General features: G+C 41.0%; 17 protein-coding genes and 1 other annotated feature. Of the genes, 13 read left to right on the forward strand and 4 right to left on the reverse strand.

Translation table 11 applies throughout. The features are described 5' to 3' along the window. Positions 1-312: 312 nt before the first annotated feature. A complete protein-coding gene (locus D3P96_RS01695) occupies positions 313-846 on the reverse strand; it encodes a TM2 domain-containing protein (protein ID WP_124942666.1) in 534 nt (177 codons plus the stop codon). 131 nt (positions 847-977) lie between these two features. Here D3P96_RS01695 and D3P96_RS01700 point away from each other — a divergent pair, with 131 nt between their 5' ends. The 7 genes from D3P96_RS01700 (at position 978) to D3P96_RS01725 (ending at position 6,546) form a co-directional block, all read left to right on the forward strand. After that, positions 978-1,604, forward strand: coding sequence for a GyrI-like domain-containing protein (locus D3P96_RS01700; protein WP_185696047.1), 627 nt, complete (start codon positions 978-980; stop codon positions 1,602-1,604). 1 nt (position 1,605) lies between these two features. Continuing rightward, positions 1,606-1,767: a hypothetical protein gene (locus D3P96_RS08310; RefSeq protein WP_185696048.1), complete on the forward strand. Its 162-nt coding sequence runs from the start codon at positions 1,606-1,608 to the stop codon at positions 1,765-1,767. 11 nt (positions 1,768-1,778) lie between these two features. Then, positions 1,779-2,246 (forward strand): NUDIX hydrolase, encoded by a 468-nt coding sequence (locus D3P96_RS01705; protein ID WP_348542176.1) that lies wholly within the window; start codon positions 1,779-1,781, stop codon positions 2,244-2,246. Positions 2,247-2,266: 20 nt separating this feature from the next. Then, positions 2,267-2,677 (forward strand): DUF1761 domain-containing protein, encoded by a 411-nt coding sequence (locus D3P96_RS01710; RefSeq protein ID WP_124942668.1) that lies wholly within the window; start codon positions 2,267-2,269, stop codon positions 2,675-2,677. Between the two features lie 14 nt (positions 2,678-2,691). Further along, positions 2,692-3,051 (forward strand): glyoxalase, encoded by a 360-nt coding sequence (locus D3P96_RS01715; RefSeq protein WP_348542177.1) that lies wholly within the window; start codon positions 2,692-2,694, stop codon positions 3,049-3,051. A 219-nt stretch (positions 3,052-3,270) separates the two neighbouring features. Then, positions 3,271-4,248, forward strand: coding sequence for an alpha/beta hydrolase (locus D3P96_RS01720; protein ID WP_124942669.1), 978 nt, complete (start codon positions 3,271-3,273; stop codon positions 4,246-4,248). A 54-nt stretch (positions 4,249-4,302) separates the two neighbouring features. Beyond that, a complete protein-coding gene (locus tag D3P96_RS01725; protein ID WP_124942670.1) occupies positions 4,303-6,546 on the forward strand; it encodes an ATP-binding cassette domain-containing protein in 2,244 nt (747 codons plus the stop codon). 48 nt (positions 6,547-6,594) lie between these two features. Here the strand turns inward: D3P96_RS01725 and D3P96_RS01730 are convergent, their stop codons facing one another. Next, positions 6,595-7,536 (reverse strand): hypothetical protein, encoded by a 942-nt coding sequence (locus tag D3P96_RS01730; protein WP_124942671.1) that lies wholly within the window; start codon positions 7,534-7,536, stop codon positions 6,595-6,597. A 29-nt stretch (positions 7,537-7,565) separates the two neighbouring features. Beyond that, positions 7,566-9,539: a CDP-glycerol glycerophosphotransferase family protein gene (locus D3P96_RS01735; protein ID WP_124942672.1), complete on the reverse strand. Its 1,974-nt coding sequence runs from the start codon at positions 9,537-9,539 to the stop codon at positions 7,566-7,568. A gap of 198 nt (positions 9,540-9,737) precedes the next feature. On the opposite strand from D3P96_RS01735, the gene D3P96_RS01740 reads away from it, so the two are divergent. The 4 genes from D3P96_RS01740 (at position 9,738) to D3P96_RS01755 (ending at position 11,790) form a co-directional block, all read left to right on the forward strand. Further along, entirely contained in the window at positions 9,738-9,944 is a 207-nt protein-coding gene (locus tag D3P96_RS01740) for a hypothetical protein (RefSeq protein ID WP_124942673.1), read from the forward strand. A 97-nt stretch (positions 9,945-10,041) separates the two neighbouring features. After that, positions 10,042-10,112, forward strand: a sequence feature (ribosomal protein L21 leader region). Between the two features lie 39 nt (positions 10,113-10,151). Next, a complete protein-coding gene (rplU, locus tag D3P96_RS01745) occupies positions 10,152-10,454 on the forward strand; it encodes a 50S ribosomal protein L21 (protein WP_124942674.1) in 303 nt (100 codons plus the stop codon). 27 nt (positions 10,455-10,481) lie between these two features. Beyond that, positions 10,482-10,793, forward strand: coding sequence for a 50S ribosomal protein L27 (rpmA, locus tag D3P96_RS01750; RefSeq protein WP_057745530.1), 312 nt, complete (start codon positions 10,482-10,484; stop codon positions 10,791-10,793). 205 nt (positions 10,794-10,998) lie between these two features. Next, a complete protein-coding gene (locus D3P96_RS01755; RefSeq protein ID WP_124942675.1) occupies positions 10,999-11,790 on the forward strand; it encodes a DUF2971 domain-containing protein in 792 nt (263 codons plus the stop codon). Positions 11,791-11,930: 140 nt separating this feature from the next. Here the strand turns inward: D3P96_RS01755 and D3P96_RS01760 are convergent, their stop codons facing one another. After that, a complete protein-coding gene (locus tag D3P96_RS01760; RefSeq protein WP_185696050.1) occupies positions 11,931-12,881 on the reverse strand; it encodes a LacI family DNA-binding transcriptional regulator in 951 nt (316 codons plus the stop codon). Between the two features lie 161 nt (positions 12,882-13,042). Between D3P96_RS01760 and D3P96_RS01765 the strand changes: the two genes are divergently transcribed. Beyond that, positions 13,043-14,368: an SLC45 family MFS transporter gene (locus D3P96_RS01765; protein ID WP_124942677.1), complete on the forward strand. Its 1,326-nt coding sequence runs from the start codon at positions 13,043-13,045 to the stop codon at positions 14,366-14,368. Between the two features lie 26 nt (positions 14,369-14,394). Beyond that, on the forward strand, positions 14,395-16,080 hold the full coding sequence (locus D3P96_RS01770) for an alpha-glucosidase (protein ID WP_124942678.1): 1,686 nt from the start codon (positions 14,395-14,397) through the stop codon (positions 16,078-16,080). Positions 16,081-16,241: the final 161 nt, after the last annotated feature.

Here is a 16,241-nt window from a genome sequence, read left to right on the forward strand (position 1 = left end):
CTTTAGTCTATAGAAAAATTCACGTATAACTAGAGACGTCTCAAAATTGGCAAAACATAGGTGAAGCCAGTTCCCATGACGCAGGACTATGAATGGGAGGTCGTCGACTATGCAGAAACAAATAATTTTCGGTATTACAGTGTAACATCGATTATTGAGTCAGATTTTGGGCTGACTTTTTGGTTGTTCCAAGCGCTGATGTTGCCAAAACTCATACGAGAAATGACCAATGCATATGTTGCCATTAAACGGGTGAACTTTGAGACAAAAGAAAAACGCCACTGTGAGTCACAGTAGCGTTTTTTATTTAGCTTAGAGTTCGTCGTGTGCATCATCTAATGAAGCACTAATTGATGCAGAAATTGAGGCGCTCGTTGATGCGAAGTCGGTACTTGTTGCAGCAACTTCAGAGGTAACGGCTGACGCGATGACGTCATCTGGCTGAACAAGTATTGTTGCTGGGTCAACCGAATAGGCGGCAGCACCGTATGTTGTGTCATCTTGTTGGAAAGTTGTCGCTTCAGTACGACGATGATCAAGCAGATGTTGTGCAGTTGTGCGCTCGACTTCGGCTTCATCATCTCGTTGCCAACCGGGAATCAAACACAGGTCAACGAACATCCAAATATACGTGACGAAAATACCCAATCCAAAAGTTAAAAATGGGATTAATGTCATAGCTACGGCAGTTCCAGTTTTACCGCGATAATAGCGGTGGGCACCAAAACAGCCAAAGGTAACGGCAAGAATGTAAGTTGCAGCTTCGCTTTTTGTCCGGCGAGCAACTTCAGCATCAACAAGGGTTTGTTCAGGGACAGTTAGTTGGCGTAATAATTCGTTATTCATAGTAGCTCCTAATATGAGTGAGTTTAAAAAGATTATTTACTAAAATTATATCATGTTAATGATAAAAATATTAGAAATCAGCAACTTATCCGAATGGGTTTGGTATAATGAAAAGAACAAAGGAAGTAAACATGAAATTTGATATTAAAAAAACGATTGGCTATCATGCCACGAAGAAACCACAAATATTTGAACGTCCCGGGTACCGCTGTCTTTGCATTGATGGTGCGGGCGATCCCAATGGTTCTGACTTTTCTATTAATATTCAGGCAATGTATGCGTGTGCTTATGGTTTAAAAATGGGGTACAAAAAATCGGGGATAAACGCACAAGCCTATGATGACTATGTTGTGCCACCATTGCAGGGGTATTGGACCATTAGTGAAGCTGCCCAACAGAGGGGGACTTGGACGAAAGCAGACTTAGTGTATCGGTTAGAAATTGTGATTCCGGATTTTGTGCCTGATGCATTTATTCATGAGACTTTGGAAGCAACGCAATCAGCAAAAGCGGACATTGCACGTATTAACCAAGTTTATCTTGGCGCAATTGCACCGGCAAATGTTTGCCATATCTTGCATGTCGGACCATACGATGAAGAACAGGCTAGTTTTGATCAGATGCAGGCTTACCTTGACGCCCAGGGGGCGATGCGAACAAGTCAAAATCATCGAGAGATATATTTGAGTGATGCCCGCCGAACTGCACCGGAAAAGTTGAAGACAATTTTGGAAGTGACGATAACGGAGGAGTCCTAATATGGATATTGGCATTTTGTTGATTTTAATCATCGTGGGCGTGATTTGTGTCATGTATGGTGTACAAGGTCATAGTTCGATGCGCAATCGGACCATTCTCACCGTGATTGGGCTAGCATGTTTGGCTGGATCAGCTTTGTACTGTGCGTTAAACATAAGTTAGGGGGAGTGTGAATGATGCATGATGATTATATTCATTGCCTCCGCGAGCACGTTGGGCAGCAACCGATTATCCTAAATTTTGCAGGTGGCATTCTAACGAATCCACAAGGAGAGGTCCTGTTGCAACATCGCACTGATTTTGATGCCTGGGGATTACCTGGTGGGGCATTAGAGCTTGGCGAAAGTCAGGTAGAAGCTTGTCAGCGTGAATTTAAAGAAGAAACTGGCTTGGATGTGCAAGTGACGCAACTATTAGGTAGCTTATCAAAAGCGATGCAACGTTATCCGAATGGGGATGCGGCACAGTGTATCGTGACTTTTTTCAAGGTTGAAGAGATAAGTGGTGCGCTTCAAGCAGGTAATGCTGAAACGAGCGAGTTAGCTTATTTTTCCTTGGAGGAGCTCCCTGAAATTTTTAGCCCGCAGCATCAAGCTGTCTTGGATTACTATCGGCAGGGGCAATTCCCTTTTTATGATTAAGGAAGGCGAGTACGGATATAATGACATTACAAGGATTAAATTTTTGGGCGATTTTGGCCGTTTGGGTGATTGAAATGGTCATTGGGTCAATTTGGAATTCACCGCTTGGGTTTCAAAAATTCTGGTTGCGCCAAACGGGAATTGATATTACGAAATTACCCACGGCGCAATCAAATCGCGCCATGCTGGGAGTCACAATCGGAACGTTGATTCAAGTTTTGGTCTTGGCGGTTCTGTTAAATGCCATGGGCGTAACCAGCGTGATGACCGCAATCGGAGTGGCTTGCTTACTTTGGATTGGCTTTGCCGCCAGTTCATCGATTGGACCAACGTTATTTGCAAAACAGTCATGGACATTTTTAGCAGTAAATACAGGATTATATCTAATCTTATACATTGTGGGGGCAATTATCCTCACAGTGTGGCACTAATAAAGGAGCAATAAATGATGTTTAGTTCAATGCGTGTGATGTTATATGTGGATGATGTAGTCGCTATTAGTGATTTTTGGCAGCAGTACGCCAAGGCTGAAGTTGTTGAAACGAACAGCTTGCCCGATGGATTCCAAAATATTGTGCTCCAAGTTGGGAAGCAAACGCAATTGAGCTTGTTTGATAAGAAGTTTATTGAAAAGTATTCACCTGAGGTTTTGGGAAACACACCATCATTGATGCTGTTTAGTGAAGACTTTGAAACTTTGCACGAAGCAATTCCCGGTGCCCTTGATGTGATGGAAAATAACGGACAACAAACATTCGCCTTTCCTGACCCAGAAGGCAACTATTTCGTCATTGCCAAAGCATAATTTTGGGAATACCTTTGATGAAATTTTGCATCAACAACAGATACAACAATTAAAAAGAAAATGAGGTAGGCAACGTATGATTCCTTGGAAACCAAGTAAAACGGATTATTTAGCGGACTTAGATTACTTACGTGAACAAGCATTATTTAAAAAAAGGGTAGCCTTAAGTTCAAAGCAAAGGCAGGTCTTGATGCTAAGCCAGGTTACAACGATCCAATTATGGCGAAGTGGAAGACTGATAATTCTGGGCCGTTCACACCTGCTTCGGAACGAACAGACGAATTTAAGCTCGAAGACCCAACAGACTATGACAAAATCGGGCTACACATGCGTTCAACCATGGGTAGCGAATCAGTCGATATTTCAGAGGGTATCAACACACAACGTGTTGTGACAGATGCGGGAACGATTTTGTACGTCTATACGCCTGAAACGTTAGACGCGAACCTAACACCAATCGTCTTTTACCACGGTGGTGGCTGGGTTGGTGGTGCGCCCCTTGTGCCCCAGAATTTTCTTAAGCACCTAGCTCAAATCAGCCAGCGAACGGTTATCAATGTTGACTATGCTTTGGCGCCTGAGAAAAAGGGAAAATGGGCAGTGGAAGAGTGCTACGCCGTGCTAGCGTGGTTGACGACTGATGCAGCCGACTTTGTTTCAAGTAAGCAATTCATCATTGGTGGTGACAGTGCGGGAGCTAACTTAGTTGGTGCCGTGAGTTATTTGAATGCCAAAAATAATACCCACTATGTTGAAAAGCAATTCATGTTCTACCCAGTTTTGACGATGGATGTCGATCAAACAAAGGACATTACCTGGGATATCGATCGTTTTGGGGTCGAGGATGCTGACATTAAGGCCAGCCTCAGCCAACAAATCACAGAGATTCCACAAGGTTTGCCAGTGATGCAACACATTTACGCAGGCGGAGAAGACGTCCAAAATCCTATCTTCTCACCATTGATGATGGATGATGCCATGACGGCGAAAATGCCTAAGACGTTGGTGGTAACGGATCAATTTGATTTACTACGGCCACAAGGTGAGTATTATGCGGACAAGTTGGCGCAGGTTGGCGTTGATGCCACATTGATTACTTACTTGGGTCAAGAGCATGCCTTTTTGGATAAGTATGGCTTATTACCACAAGGTGAAGATGCCACGCACGAAGTGAACGAATGGTTACTATCAAAATAAATAACGAACAAGATAGCGCAGATGCTATCTTTTTTAATCTGATCGGAGTAAAGGATGCCAGAAACAATTCAACTGATTAATGCACACGAAAATAATTTAAAAAATATTTCTCTTGAAATCCCTAAAAATAAAATCACCATTTTTACAGGTGTTTCTGGGTCCGGAAAATCATCGATCGTCTTTGATACGATCGCGCAAGAATCGGGCCGCCAAATGAATGAAACGTATTCGGGGATTGTACGGACTTTTTTACCAAAGTATAAGCGTCCAGCGATTGATGACATTAAGGGACTTTCACCGGTGATTATCGTTAACCAAAAGCCAATGGGGGGAAATGCGCGCTCAACTCTGGGAACAACGACTGACATCAATTCCCTTTTCCGAATTTTGTTTTCGCGGTTCGCGACCCCGCATTTAGGGGATTACGCTAACCTGTTTTCATTTAACGACCCGCAGGGGATGTGTCCAACATGTGAGGGACTCGGCCGTATTATTACGCTGAACATTGATGCAGCATTTGATCGGACGAAGTCTTTGAATGAGGGACCTTTCATTTATCCTGGTTACAAAGTGGATAGTATGCAGTGGCGGACATATGCGGAGTCTGGTTTCTTTGATAACGACAAGCCTTTGCAGGATTACACTGATGCGGAATGGCATCAATTCTTGTATGGTGAGCCAACGAAGGTTGAAATCACATACAAGAAGTCAAAATTAGAAGTGACATATGAAGGTTTCGTGAACCATTTTATCCGCACACAAGTGAAGACGGACAAGGAACAAACCAAGACATCCGCCAAGATTATGGATGAGTTTAGTATTGCTGAAACGTGTCCTGATTGTGGTGGTAAGCGTTACAATAACCAAGTCCTTGAGGCAAAAATTGATGGCTATTCCATCTTTGATTTAACGGATATGGAATTGGACCAATTAACGATGGTTTTGGCTGATTTAAAGGTGCCAGAAGGTGCTGCCGGTTTAATTGATGGGATTAAAGAACGTGTCGACAATTTGATTGATATTGGCTTGGGCTATATGGCATTGACGCGTGAAACGAGTACCCTATCTGGTGGTGAGTCTCAACGCGTGAAGATGATCAAAAATCTTTCAAGCAGTTTAACCGATATGATTTATGTCTTCGATGAACCAAGTACCGGATTGCATCCAAAAGACGTGCATCGTATGAATGATTTATTGGCTGAAATTCGTGACATCGGGAACACTGTTTTGGTTGTGGAACATGATCCAGACGTGATTAAGATTGCAGATTATATCGTTGATGTTGGGCCACATGCCGGAGTGAACGGTGGGCAAGTCATGTATACCGGAAGTTATGCTGGTCTTTTGGAATCTGATACCTTAACGGGACGTTCATTGAAGTTGGCGTTACCATTTAAGGAGACCCCACGTCCAGCGGAAACCTTTATTCAAACGCAAAAGAGTTCGTTGCATAATTTGAAGGATGTGGCGTTAAGCGTGCCGGAAAAGACGCTGACGGTTTTGACAGGTGTGGCCGGGTCAGGGAAGAGTTCCTTGATTAAGGGGGTGTTCTTACCCGAGCATCCTGATGCGATTTATATTGATCAAAAGCCAATTCACACCAATAGTCGTTCAAATCCAGCGACCTATATGGATTTGATGACCCCATTGCGGAAGTTGTTCGCAACAGCGAATGATGTCGATTCAGGGTTGTTTAGTTATAACTCAAAGGGTGCTTGTACCGAATGTAATGGGACGGGAAAGTTGCAATTGAACCTGTCTTACATGGATCAAAATGATATTACGTGTCCACACTGTCATGGGAATCGTTTTGAGCCTGATGTGTTGCAATATACGTATAAAGATAAGAATATTGTGGACGTTATGGAGATGCCATTCGATGAGGCGTTGGATTACTTTGAAGCCAAGCCAATCTTGAAAAAGTGTCAGCAATTGGTTGATGTCGGATTAGGTTACTTAAGCTTGGGACAGAGACTAGATACCTTGTCTGGTGGTGAAGTGCAACGTCTGAAGTTGGCTAAGGAATTAGCTGGTAAGAACGGTATTTATGTTTTGGACGAACCTACGACTGGATTGCACATGTCTGATATTTCATTAATTTTGGATATTTTGAATCGCTTGGTGGATAACGGTAATACCGTTGTCGTGATTGAACACAATGTTGATGTGATTCGTCAAGCTGATTGGATGATTGATATGGGACCGGCTGGTGGAAATGCGGGTGGAGAAATTCTCTATACTGGAACACCAGAAGGTTCAGTTTCAGATGCAAAGTCAGTGACAGGACAATATTTATAAACAAAATAAAATGGTCGGAGACGTTGCTGTCTCCGACCATTTTTGTAATTATTTAGCTGATTTTTTCAAATCATTGAAAGCCTTATTGGCCGCTGCTGGGTCACTAGCAGCTTGACCGTTGGTCAATTCGTTCTTGATATCGTTTTCGATACCGTCGCTAAGCTTCTTCATTTGCTCAGCTTTTTTATCATCATCGATATCGCTACCCTCGATGTTCGTGAGCTTTTCATCGTAAGCTTCTTGTCGATCAGCAACCGTGTCGCGATCAAGCCGACCATCAGCTACGCCTTGCTTATCCATTGCCAATAGTTCCTCAACACGTGAGTATTGTGAAACCAAAGCTTCAGAGTTAGTTACAAAGGTGTCGCTGTCATCATTTGCGTCAGCATCATCTTCGTCTTCAAGTGAGTTGAAGTATTGGGCGACGCGTCCATCAGCCTTAACGGTAGTCTCTGGCACAAGTGACAAGTCCTTACCGTCAAGCATCTTTTCAATTGAATCATCGATTGACTTGTCGTAATTAGCAGCTGCGACGATCTTGACCTTGAATTTTTGATCAGTCTTGATTTTATCAGCATTTACAGCTAAATCAACGATTGAAACTGATGCTTTAAATTTACCGTTCTCAACAGTTGCGTAGCCATCATTCTTAGTGTTTAGGGCTGCGTTTGAGTTCGTTTCCAAACTTGCCTTATCTGTTGGGGCAACTAAGACAACGGAATCATCAGGGGCGTTAGTTTTTCCCTTAATGATGATGTCGCCCTGGTTATTTGAATCTGTCTTAATATCAGTAGCTTCGTACATTGTGTAGGTGTCTTTATCAACTTTCGCCGAACTTGGACGTTGGATTTGACCAGCCGTCATGTTCTTTGAGGCCGTCGAAATGGCCCAGAAAGCCAAGCCAAAAATGACAATGACACTGACAATTATAATGGCGATTGGGACGTAAATGGGTTGTTGCTTCTTAGGGGTAGGGTTGGGGGTGCTCATAATGGGCGCTCTCTTTCTATTAATAACAATTATTGCTCAAATCTTTTTTGAATCGCTTTCGTCAAACGCTTACGTGCGTGCGTGTCCATCTGCATGTAGACGTTTTCCGGCAGCTGTGACCTTTGGGCACTCGTCAAGTGTTCTTGACGTAGCGCATTTTTCAGCGCGAATAACACATCATCTTGGTTATCAACGACCGGACCAACGATATCGTGTGGATCAATCTCAAAATGACGATTTTCAACAAGTTCATCAAATTGGTAATAAATGACTGGCCGGTTTTGCAAGGCAAAGTCAAAGCTGACACTTGAGTAGTCAGTAATCATCACCTGGTTACCACGGAGTAACTCTTGCACGTTATTGTGTGCTTTATCAATAATCTTAACGAAATCAGAACTGAATAAGTGCGCATATTGTTGCATGGCCGGGTGCAAAACAAATGAAATATGAAGATGCTTCCTGCGGGCCATCTGCTTTAGTTCAGGGCTGTTGATTAAAGCCATATATGTTTTAAAGAATAAGCTATCTTCAAATTCTTCATCAGTCGCGTCAATTAACTTGCGTCGACGGGTTGGCATAATCAAAACATGTTTACGAGCTTTGAAACTAGACCACATTTTATTCCGAAGTAATGCATCAAAACGTGGGAGTCCGGTCAGTAAGATTTGAGGTTCAGTATACCCAAATTCTTCCTCAACGAAATCAACTTCACGTTTTGAACTCACGACAATTTGTTCGTTGGCGTCAGGCTTTTGCGTAATACGTTGCGCCTTTAGTCCGGCAATCCCGTGTTGCAAATCAATCTTCTTCGTCATCGTAATCTTTTCCAGCAAATAATCAGATTTGAACGGTGCCAAATTAGCTGAGTTATGCGTGTGCAAGAAGAGATCTGTCTCCAAGAAGATTTCCAGATGACGTGGGCTTTGGAAATCAAGAATCTGATCCGGATAGTTGGCGATGTTCTCCTTTTCAGAAGAATCAGCGCGGATCACATAATAGGTATCAAATTCTTTGGCGTGGTACTTATTCAAGTAATTGAACATCACACTTCCATTATCATGAGCTTGACCAATGACTTCACCGATTAAAATAATCGGGCGCGGGTTAGCGTTGTCGATAGGCACAGTTGGAAACTTTGATTGGTAGGCCTTCAATTGCAGATATAAGTTCTCAGGAATATAACTCGCCGCATAACTCAATTGTGTGTTTTGAAGCAGGTTAGGTTGAATTAACAAAGTCGTTGATTGATTGCACTTAAGATATAATTCATCAGAAGTGACATCCGTCTCAACCAAAAGGCGTTGTGGAACAGGTTGAATGTCCTGCTTATCTTGTTCGATTTCAAGCCAGAAGGCATAATCAGTGGTTTGGGCATCAACTTGGTTTGATGGCGTGAAGTTAAATGTTTGGGCCAAATCAATTGGTGAGAATTCTGCGACGACACGGCTCTTGAAGAGGCTTTGCCCCATATCAAATGTGCTCGTCATGACACTTTGAATCCGTTCAACCTGTTGTGTATCATCTTGACCAACTAAAATATTGATATCAGATGGTTCAACTGAGGTTGAGTACACATCAAGCGTGACTTCAATCTTGTTATCCTTTTGAACAAAATTAACGAGGTTAGTATTGCGGTAAAGAGGTAAACCAGATGGTTGGTTATTAATGGTGAAACACATCTGTCCTTGCACATCCATAAAGAGGTACACCTTCTCACGACCAACGGTCGCAGTGAGGCGATTCTCAGGGATGAAATAGTTCTCGACACTAAAATCTATCGGCTCCGGTTGTGCAGGTGACCCATAGATTAAGCGTGCTTGTGCCAAATTTTCTGACTTCAAAAAATTAAGCACTTGTTCATCGGTGATGGTGTAGGTGTGCGCACCTTCATCAGAAAAATAAGTGTCAGAATTTACGCCTTCAATCCGCAAACTGGGTAAGACCATTTCGCTGGAGATGATAAATTTTCCTTCGGCATAGTGGGCTTTAATAAATGTGGCCATGTATGTGCACGTCCTTCCGTATAGATTTGTATGTTTACATTTATTGTACAATTTAAGTTTCAAATTATAAATAAAATGACAGCAGGCTTAAGGGTTCATTAATTTATTCATGAGGGAACATATGAAATCAGTATGGTTTTATTTCCAAAGATCAGCTGGAACGATTATAATGATAGAAAACGAATGGTGGGCAGGGGCATGATGAAAAAATTATTAGTTTGGGTGGCCGGTGTCTGTTGGCTAGGGCTTATTTCCTACATTGGTTGGGCAATCTATAATCACGATTTAGCCAGTCAATTACCAATCTTCGCGTATAATCAACCCCAAGGCATGATCGGTTGGGGGCTCGTGACCACGGTGATTATAACGTTGATTGCCTGGGTGTGGCCAAAGCCGCGGGTTTAATTGAAAGAATCCCCGTATAGAAACGGCATTAATTCCACTTCGCTATTGTAATTAACAGCTCGTTTAGGTATAATATTTATGTTGTGTTTGTGTGACCCACAAACTGCAACCATTCGTCGTCTGTACTAAGTGGTCTGACCCGCGGGCACGGTGAGTCTAAGTTGTCGCTAGAAATAGCATTATATATTATAGGAGGTCTGCAGACTCATGGCAGCATATGCAATTATTGAGACTGGTGGTAAGCAATACAAGGTTGCCGCTGGTGATACAATTTACGTTGAAAAGCTTGACGCCGAAGCCGGTGAAAAGGTAACTTTTGACAAGATCGTCTTCTCTGACGGTAAGTTCGGAACACCTTACGTTGAAGGTGCATCTGTAACAGGAACAGTTGAGAAGCAAGGTAAGGAAAAGAAGGTTGTTACTTTCAAGTACAAGCCAAAGAAGCACTCACACTCAAAGCAAGGTCATCGCCAACCATATACCAAGGTTGTCATTGACGCTATTGCCTAAGACATCGGAAAGAGGAGGATTTAAATCATGCAATTGAATTTGAACAACTTGACGATGCTTTCTCACCACAAAGGTGGAGGGTCATCAGCCAATGGTCGTGACTCAGCAGGACGTCGTCTAGGAACGAAGCGTGCTGATGGTCAATCTATCAAGGCTGGATCAATCATTTACCGCCAACGTGGAACTCACATCTACCCAGGTGTAAACGTTGGTCGTGGAGGCGACGATACTTTGTTCGCCTTGACTGATGGCGTTGTAAAGTTCGGTCGTATGGGCCGTGATAAGCGTCAAGTTTCTGTTGTTTCTCGTGAAGAATACAACGAAATCATCGCTAAGTAATTAAACTTAAATAGAGACTTACCAATTAACTTTGGTAGGTCTCTTTTTTGTTGGTCTAATGCGGGTTTTGGGGCGTTTGCTAAATGGGAATGGTTCGAGAAGCTATGAGGGTGTGTTGAATTTATCTAAATGAATATTGTTTTGGATATAAATGGATATAGTGTATGATATAAGTAGTATTTTTAATGAGAAAAGAGGATAAAAAATGGAGAAATATTATAAATATAAGTCAATACCTAACTATACTGTGGGTAAGGTGAATGGTGAAGCAGAAAGAATGTTAGTTGATACAATTTTAAAACAACAAATATACGCTGCGGGATTTGAGGAATTAAATGATCCTCTAGAAGGCGTGTATCTTGGGGAGGAAACATCAAACTCAAATTATTTATATTTACAAAAACGGAACGCTAAAATTATTTCAGCGACTAGATCTCACATAAATCAGCTGATGTGGGCCCATTATGCGAACCAATCAAAAGGTATTTGCATTGGCTTTGAAGTAAAGAGCCATCAGCCCCAAAAGGTAAATTATAGTAATGTTCCAGTTTATTCCAATGATCCTGAAGAAATTTTGACGCATAAAACAAGTGCTTGGAAATACGAAAATGAATGGCGATTTTTGGTGTCTGAAGGAGAAGAGGGCGTAACTGTAATTGAAACTGAAACTGATGAGGGTAAAAAGAAAAATTTTTTCTTGGATGTGAATATTACCGACATCTATTTTGTTTTATTTCCCAATTATAAAAGCTCTGGTATATCAAATGTAATGTCTTATGAAAATGAAGTAGAAAGTAGAAAGAAATTTAAAGAAGGCTTTTTCAAAATGCTATATAGGGAAATACAGAACCAACCTGACCAGAAAAAATTAAAAGAAAATCTCAAAAAAATTAATGTCCATCAACAAATTCTACGCGAAAATGGGAGATACACAGAGGAAGCTAGAGTTGAGAACCTATTGTCGTTTATCGAGGATAATGATTTACTTACTAAATAAAAAAGTTAAGAAAGAATACAACGAAATCATCGCTAAATAATTAAACTTAAAAAGAGACTTACCAATTTTTGGTAGGTCTCTTTTTGTTAGTCTTATATAGGTATTTGTGGGATGAAAATAGGACCAAACTTTTTTTGTAGCTAATCTGCTAATTGGGTTGTTGTTTCTCCTTGGAGTAAAGTTGGTGGTATTACAGATGGATTCAAGGTTTGATGATTTGAATTAATAGCAGTAAGTAATGTTTGAACCATAGTCTGTGCGATCTGCTGTAGCGGCTGGGCAATCGTTGTTAGATTTAATGGGCTGAGATGGTTGATGAAGATACCATCGAAACCAACAATGCCAACATCATTAGGAACGATAAGCCCTTTATCATAACAGCTATAGAGAGTACCAAGAGCAAGGCGATCGCTCGCCGTCACAACGCCAGTTAATGGTGGAACCGTGAGTGAGTTGAAGAAGTCGCGTGCCTCTTTATCGCTATTAGGTAACTGATAAATTGTCTCGGTCACATGTTCGGAAGTATCAATAGCTTTGAAACCGTTTAAACGTTCAAGTGCGAATTGTTCATCTAAATCAATGCCTAAATAAATCAAATGTTGGTATCCAGACGCAATGAGATGTTCTTTTGCCAACATCGTACCAAGTTTATTATCAACATCTACACTCGCAATTTCTGGCTGATTTCCATATGCCACAAGTGGAAAAGGTAGGGCATTTAGCTTTGCTTGATCCTTTGCACGAGCGCCACTTACGAGAATGCCATCAATGTCATAGAAATGATCATTCAGGCTACGGTGTAATTCTAAATTATAGCCTTCTTGATAAAGATAATCAGAGACATAAGTAATGAGTTGACCAAAATAAGGATCAACATTAGAAACTTCATCGAGCATGACGAATGCAACTGTATAAGTACGACTTGTTGCAAGTGCTCGACCAGCACGTTGTTGTACATAGCCCAATTCATTGATCGCGCGTTGTACGACATCTGATATTTCTGGTGAGACTTGCTCGGGATGATTTAAAACGCGCGAAACAGTCATCTTAGAGACGTGCGATTTTTTTGCAACATCAGCGATAGAAACCATAATGACCTCCAATCTATTCATGTAAACCCTTACATGCTCTATTCTATCATGTTTGATTCTGTTACCGGTAACACGCTCAAAAACGTTGTAAGCGTTTTCATTTCTATGTATATTAAAGGTACAGCTAGCTGAGCAAATGAATGGAACATAGGAGCAGGAAAATGGTTGAAGTGCATAAAAAGAATTTACCGGAATTAGCAAAGAAAACAATCATGTTAATGACTTTTGGAAACCTGGGTGTTTCCATGGCCTTTTCACTACAGAGTTCGAGTATGGGTAGAATCTTTCAAACCATCGGGGCTGACCCAACAAAGTTAGGATTCTTCTTTATTCTACCGCCACTGGTTGGGATGTTTATTCAACCATTAGTGGGCTATTTTTCAGATAAAACTTGGTTACCAAAATTGGGTGGCCGTCGAATGCCATATCTTTTAATTGGGGCATTAGTTTCGGTGCTTATGATGATTTTATTACCAAATTCAGGATCATTTGGATTTGGTTTTGGTTCAACAGCTGCATTAGCTTTTGGAGCCTTTGCGATTTTATTTATGGACTTATCATCAAATATGGCCATGCAACCATTTAAAATGATTATTGGAGACATGGTACCTGATGATCAAAAGAATTATGCTTGGTCATATCAAACAATTTGGGGAAATATCGGAAGCATCTTGGCAACCTTGTTACCCTTTATTCTAACGATCATCGGTGTTTCGAACGTTGCAGCCAAAGGTTCATTACCAAATTCAGTTATTTGGGCTTTCTACATTGGTGCGTTTATTTTGGTTGTCAGTGCTTTATTTTCCGTTACTTCAGTAAAGGAATATAATCCAGAAGATTATGCAAAGTATCATCAAGTGGAAGAAAAAAAGAACAGTCAAAAAACGGGCATGTTCACGTTAATTAAACATGCTCCCAAGGTATTTTGGACATTGGCAGTTGTACAATTCTTTGCTTGGGCTGCTTTTCAATATCTATGGACGTATGGATCAGGGGCTATCGCCCAAAATGTTTGGCATACAACGGATCCCTCATCAGCTGCCTATCAAGCAGCCGGTAATTGGTTTGGAATTCTATCAGCAGTACAAGCAGTTGCTTCAGTTGTCTGGGGTTTTGCCTTGTCAAAAACAACAATTAGTCAGCGGTCAATTGCTTATGCTGGTGGATTAATCATTGGGGGAGTTGGATTCATGTCAGTGTTCTTCATCCATACACAATTTGCTTTGATTGCTGCGTTTATTATGATTGGAATTGGTTGGGTAAGTATGAATGCCATTCCATTTATGTATTTGACAAGTGAACTAGATGGTGAAAATGATGGTACCTATCTTGGATTATTTAATAGTACAATTTGCTTACCTCAAATTGTAGCCTCGGTGGCTTCATTTGCCGTTTTCCCACTTGTCGGACAAAGCATGCCTGCTATGTTACTAATTGCCGGAGTATTGATGGTTTTGGGTGCAATTGCAACACGCTGGGTTAAATAAAAAACAGAAAGTTGAGGGATTTAATAATGGGACACACACGTTGGTGGAAAGATGAAGTGATTTATCAGGTGTATCCACGTTCATTTCAGGATACGAATGATGATGGGATTGGAGATTTACCGGGAGTTATTCAGCATCTAGATTACTTAAAAAATTTAGGGATCACGATGATTTGGCTGTCACCAATATATAAATCGCCGATGGTCGATATGGGATATGATATTGCAGATTACCAAGCCATTGACCCACAGTTTGGTACTATGGATGATTTTGATGATTTGTTGGACGCAGCTAAGCAAAGAAACATGAAAATAGTCATGGATTTAGTTGTTAATCACACCTCTGATCAACATGAATGGTTTCAAAAAGCATTAGCGGATAAAAATAGTCCATATCGTGATTACTATATTTTTAAAAAGACGGTGGATGGGAATGTCCCAAACAATTGGCGAGCCATCTTTGGTGGCTCAACTTGGACTGAAGTGCCAGGTGAACCAGGTACTTATTATTTCCATACCTTTGCACCTCAACAACCTGAGTTAAATTGGGAGAATCCAAAATTACGTCAAGAGATTTATCAAATGATTAATTGGTGGATGGAGAAGGGTGTTGCCGGTTGGCGCGTGGATGCAATAACGCATTTAAAAAAGGATTTGGATTGGGCAAGTATTCCAGCTGATGCTGATGATGGTCTTGTATCCGTTGTTAAAAAGGGACAGAACCGTCCAGGAATTGATGCGTTTTTGGACGAGTTAAAGTGTGAGACGTTTGACAAGTACGATGCCATTACGATTGGTGAGGCATATGGGGTACCTGAATCCGACTTGCCAAATTATATTGGACCTGATGGATATTTTTCGATGATTTTTGATTTTTCATATATGAATATTGAAGTTGCCGATGTGAATGAATGGTATTTGGGACCATCCAGTTGGACAACCAAGGATTTAAAGGCCATTCTGTTTAAAAGCCAAGCTGATATAAGCGCTGTTGATGGACGGAGTGGGAATGTTCTAGAAAACCATGATCAGCCGCGCGCTTTATCAAAGTTAGTACCAAATGCAAAGTATCAAACTGGTACGGCAGCAAAGGCGCTAGCAACCATGTACTACTTCCTACCTGGAGTGCCGTTTATTTATCAAGGTCAAGAAATTGGGATGAAGAACTTTGAACGCCATACCATTCAAGAATTTAATGATGTCTCATCAATTAATAACTATGAAATGGCGTTAAAGAAGGGCTATTCTGAGAAAGAGGCGTTAAAGACGGTTAATGCCAAATCTCGAGACAATGCCCGGACGCCGATGCAATGGGATTCGACAAAGTATGCTGGTTTTTCAAAACATGAGCCATGGCTTGAAATGGGCAATGATCGATCATGCATAAACGTTGTTGATGAGTTACCAGATTCTCACTCTGTGGTGAACTTTTACAAACAAATGGCTGAGATGAGAAGTGATGATCGTTATCATGACATTTTGATTGATGGCGCATTAGTTGAACTTCAAAACGTACCAGATGATGTGATTGCTTACCAACGAAAACTAGGTAATCAAATTATAACTGTTCTTATAAACCTTGGAACACACGAGGAAAATGTAACACTACCTGAGATGGCAAGACGAGTTATTTTAAATAATAATGTACCTATGAATCTAACTGATTCGAACTTAGTGTTACCACCGTACACATCGATTGTTTTGGTTTCATAAGACCAACGCTAAGTATCCATGACAAAATATGAATCTGTATCGTAAGATGAACACATGTGATAATGTGTTCATCTTTTTTGTGAAATATATTTATCAGTAATGCTAATTTTTAGTAGGTAGAGTACCTCTTTAAAAGTGAAAATAGTTAACATTATGAGTGG

Origin of the sequence: Weissella viridescens, from assembly GCF_003862435.1 — a bacterium.
Lineage (GTDB): Bacteria > Bacillota > Bacilli > Lactobacillales > Lactobacillaceae > Weissella > Weissella viridescens_A.